The sequence below is a fragment of the Chromobacterium aquaticum genome (genome assembly GCF_021129195.1).
Taxonomy (GTDB): Bacteria; Pseudomonadota; Gammaproteobacteria; order Burkholderiales; family Chromobacteriaceae; genus Chromobacterium; species Chromobacterium aquaticum.
This window is the reverse complement of the sequence record NZ_JAJOHW010000047.1, coordinates 1-4,255: the sequence shown is the minus strand read 5'-3', so window position 1 is coordinate 4,255 and position 4,255 is coordinate 1. Positions and strand designations below refer to the sequence as shown.

The following is a 4,255-nucleotide window of genomic DNA, read 5'->3' as shown; positions in this document are numbered from 1 at the left end:
CTTGAGCGCCGCCGGCGTCAGCGGGCTGCCCAGCCCGCCGCGTAGGCTCAGCCCGTGGCAGGCGCCGCAGTCCTGGCGCACCAGGTGGCGCAACTGGGCCGCCCGCTCCGGCGCGGGGGCCGCCGGCGCGGCGATGGCGCTGCCGCAGCACAGCAGCAGCGCTACCGCCGCGCCGCGGATCAGCGGTTCAAGATCCATTGCACCATGGCCTTGAGATCGGCGTCCGGCACTTGCGGGTTGGGCGACATCGGCACCGGGCCAAAGCTGCCGGAGCCGCCCTGTTTCACCTTGTCCATCAGCTTGGCGGCGACGTCCTGCCCCTTGTACTTGGCGGCCACCTGCTGGTAGGACGGCCCCACCAGCTTGGCGTCCAGCGCGTGACAGGCCAGGCAGTTGTGCTGCTTGAGCAGCGCTTCCGGCGCGGCGGCCGCGGCCGGCAGCGCATGCAGCGCCAGGGCGGCGCAGGCCAGGATCAGGCTTGTTTTCATTGCAGTCTCCTCCGCCCGCCGGGCCGTGCCCGGCAGGCGTTCTGGCGGGGTCAGTAGATGTCGTGCTGGGTGTTGTAGACGTTGAACTTGCCGGTGGGGGTGACCAGGCGCGGGTCCTTGATCACCGCCTTGAGCTTGCGGGTCTTGTCGTCCACCACCACGATGGCGGATTGCTTGTCCTTGGCGCTCCACACCGAGAACCAGACTTCATCGCCAGCCTTGTTGTACTCCGGTTGCAGCACGCGCTTGGCGCCGTCGCTCAGGCCGGACCATTCGCCTATCGGCAGCATGCTGAAGCCCTTGTCCAGGTGCTTGATGTCGAACACCGCCACGCTCTGGCTGAGCTTGGCGTCCGGATTGAACACGGTGTCCACCCACAGATTGGCGGATTGCGGATGGGTCTTGATGAACAGCGAGCCGCCGCCCTGCCCTTTCAGCGTGCGCACCACTTTCCAGGCCTGGGCCTTGTGTTTTTCCGGATCGGTGCCCACCAGGCTGATGCTGTCGTCGCCCAGGTGGCTGGTGGCCCACACCGGCCCGTATTGCGGATCGGTGAAGTTGGCGCCGCGGCCGGGGTGCGGGGTTTTGCCCACGTCCACCAGCGCCGCCAGCTTGTCCAGCTTGGTGTCCACCACCGCCACTTTGTTGGAGGCGTTGGCGGCCACCATGAAGTAGCGGCCGCTGGCGTCGAAACCGCCGTCGTGCAGGAATTTGGCGGCGTCTATGGTGGTGGTCTTGAGGTTGGCCAGGTCGGAGTAGTCCACCATCATGATCTTGCCGGTTTCCTTGGCGTTGACCACGAATTCCGGCTTGTAATGGCTGGCCACGATGGAGGCCACGCGCGGTTCCGGGTGGTATTCGTTGTCCACCGTCATGCCGCGGGTGCCGACGATTTTCAACGGCTTGAGGCTGGCGCCGTCCATGATCACGTATTGCGGCGGCCAGTAAGCGCCGGCCACCGCCAGCTTGTCGTCGTAGCCGCGGTATTTGGAGGTTTCCACCGAGCGCGCTTCCAGGCCGATACGGATTTCCGCCACGCTGTCCGGCTTGGCCATCCACAGGTCCACCAGGTTGATCTTGCCGTCGCGGCCGATCACGTACAGGTAGCGGCCGGATTTGGACAGCCGGGAGATGTGCACGGCGTAGCCGGTCTTGATCACGCTGACGATCTGTTTGCTGTGGCCGTCGATCAGCGCGATTTCGCCGGCGTCGCGCAGAGTGACGGAGAACAGGTTGGAGATGTCCAGCTGGTTTTCCTTGCGCCGCGGACGCTTGTCCACCGGCACTTGCACTTTCCAGGTGGCCAGCATGTCCTGCATGCCGAATTCCGGCGGGGTGGGCGGCTCTTGCTGCACATAGCGCGCCATCAGGTCCACTTGCTGGTCGTTGAATTCGCCGGAGGTGCCCCAGTTGGGCATGCCGGCCGGGGAGCCGTATTTGATGAAGGTTTTCAGGTATTCAGTGCCGCGCGCCAGGGTGATGTCCGGCGTCAGCGCCTTGCCGGTGGCGCCTTTGCGCAGCACGCCGTGACAGCCGGCGCAGCGTTCGAAGTAGATTTGCTTGCCGCGGGTGAATTCCGCCTCGGTCATCGGCGGGGCTTTGGCGTTGGCGTTCTGGTGCATCGCCTCGCCGGCGGGCGGGGCGGCAGTGTCCGCCCAGACGGGGGCCGCTGCCAGCGGCAACAGGGCGAGCAAGACGCTCTTGGTGAACAGGGACTGCTTCGGAGACTTCATGGTAGCGCTCCAGCGTTAGGAATAACCCTTTTGCGAGCATGATCATCCCGGACGCATATGGACAGCCTTGATTCGAATCAACGCTTGCCGGAGCCGTCCTGTCCGGTGACCGGGGAATCTTCCAGGCCCCAGTCGCCGTATTGATACCAGTCGTCGCCCAGCACTTCCGCCGGATGCTGGGTACGGCTGGAGCCGTTGCCGCACTGCAGGGAGTTGGCGGGGCAATAGAGGTCGCAGCCCCAGCAGATGCGTTCGGGGTGGGCGGGGTGCAGCGGGAATTTTTTGGCCATGGAATCCTTCTGTGTTCGCGATGTTCATCATTTTCGAATCCGCTTCGCGGATGATGATTTAGGGCCGGTTCCGCCCGGCAAACGGAAAGGGAGATTTGCGCGGCCAAATCTCCCTTTACCCTAAAGGCCGCCCTGCAAGCCTGGCCTGCGGCTTCCCGCCGGGTCCCGTCAGGCCCGAGGCGCGGCTGAACTCGCGATTTGCTAACGTCAAATCGCTCAAACAAAGCAGCCGCTTAAAACCTCGGGCCTGCCACCCGTCGGCAGGCTTGAAGGGAGCAGGGGCGCGTCGAATTCGTATTTGCCTACGTCTCTTAACCCGCCCCTCAGGAACATGAAAAAGAAACGGAACCATGCCATGCATAGCGCAGACGGACTTGGCGCGATATCAAACAATGGCCATTCAGCCCGCTAGAGCGGCTAACAAAATCCCTGAGGCAAGGCGCGCCGACGCAGAAAACGAAGTTTCTGCGAAGCTACAGTACATTGAGTACGGCAAGTCGGCGCAACGCAGCATCAGGGGTTTTGTTTGCCGCGTTCATGCGGTAAGGCTGGCATACAGCCTGGTCAACGCCTGCGGTAACCGCTCCGCCTGCCGCACCAGCGCATAACCATTGCGGCCGAACAAATGCGGCAGGTAGTCGCCCGCCTCCCGGTCTATGGTCACGCAGAACGGCGTCAGGCCGGCGCGGCGGGCTTCCAGCACCGCCTGGCGCGTGTCCTCTATGCCGTAGCGGCCTTCGTAATGGTCCAGATCGTTGGGCTTGCCGTCCGAGATCAGCAATAGCAGACGCCGCTGCGCCGGCCGCTCGCTCAGGATGCGGGTGCACTGGCGGATAGCCGCGCCCATACGGGTGTAGTAGCCGGGCCGGATGGCGAGGATGCGGCCGCGGGCGTCGTCGTCGTAGCGATCGGCGAAGTCCTTCAGGATCTGCAGCCGCACCTCCTGCCGCCGCAGCGAGGAAAAGCCGTACAGGCCGAAGTCGTCGCCGCTGGCGGCCAGCGCCTCGGCGAACAACAGCAGGCTGTCGCGGATCACGTCGATCACCCGGCCGGTTTCGCCCAGCCAGCTTTCGGTGGACAGCGACAGGTCGGCCAGGGTCAGGCAGGCCAGGCTGCGTTCGCCCGGCGGCCAGTCCTGGTACAGCGCCGGCTCGCTGAGCGCCGCGCCGCCGCGTCGTTCCGCAAGGAAGCGGATCAGCCGGTCCAGGTCGATGTCCGGCCCGGCGGTTTCGCCGCTGCGTCGGCAGCGTTCCGGCGCCAGCGCCTGAAATTGCCGCCGCAGCCGGCGCGCCAGCGGCTGCAAGCGTTCCGGCAACGGCGCCGGCGCGGCGTCGCGCGGCAGCATCGGCCGCAGCAGGCAGTGGTCCTCCACCAGGCATTGCCGCTTCCAGTGCCATTCCGGCAGCTTGATGCCCGGTCCCAGCGGGGTGTCGTCGTAGGCGGCGGCCGGCAGATCCAGATCGAAACGCAAGCGGCTGCCACGGGTATGGGCGTCCTGGCCCAGGGTCAGCCGGTTCATGTCTTCGGCGGCGATTTCGCCGTTGCCGTCATCGTCGTCGTCGTTGTGGCGGTTGACCTTGACGTATTCGTCCCAGGTGAACAGGCTCTCGGCGCGGAACACCATCAGCATGCCGTTCTTGCGCTGGTCCTGTTCCATGCGCCGGGCGCGGTAGCGGCGGCGCTGGCGCTGGGCGTCCTTGCCGCCGCCGCGTTCGCCGTCGGCATGGCGGCTGCCCTGCCCGCC

4 protein-coding genes and 1 pseudogene are annotated in these 4,255 nt (G+C 65.6%); all 5 read right to left on the bottom strand.

Translation table 11 applies throughout. From position 1 onward, the window contains the following. Window positions 1–198: pseudogene (locus LQT98_RS08305) on the bottom strand (hypothetical protein); the annotation flags it as partial. Continuing rightward, a complete protein-coding gene (locus LQT98_RS08300) occupies window positions 180–488 on the bottom strand; it encodes a c-type cytochrome (RefSeq protein ID WP_048410852.1) in 309 nt (102 codons plus the stop codon). The pseudogene LQT98_RS08305 and the gene LQT98_RS08300, both read right to left, overlap by 19 nt. 50 nt (window positions 489–538) lie before the next feature. Then, entirely contained in the window at window positions 539–2,221 is a 1,683-nt protein-coding gene (locus LQT98_RS08295) for a nitrite reductase (protein WP_269325976.1), read from the bottom strand. 77 nt (window positions 2,222–2,298) lie between these two features. After that, entirely contained in the window at window positions 2,299–2,511 is a 213-nt protein-coding gene (locus LQT98_RS08290) for a DUF3079 domain-containing protein (RefSeq protein ID WP_048410854.1), read from the bottom strand. A 535-nt stretch (window positions 2,512–3,046) separates the two neighbouring features. Beyond that, window positions 3,047–4,255: nitric oxide reductase activation protein NorD (locus LQT98_RS08285; RefSeq protein ID WP_231461897.1), on the bottom strand; the 1,209-nt coding region annotated here is incomplete at its 5' end.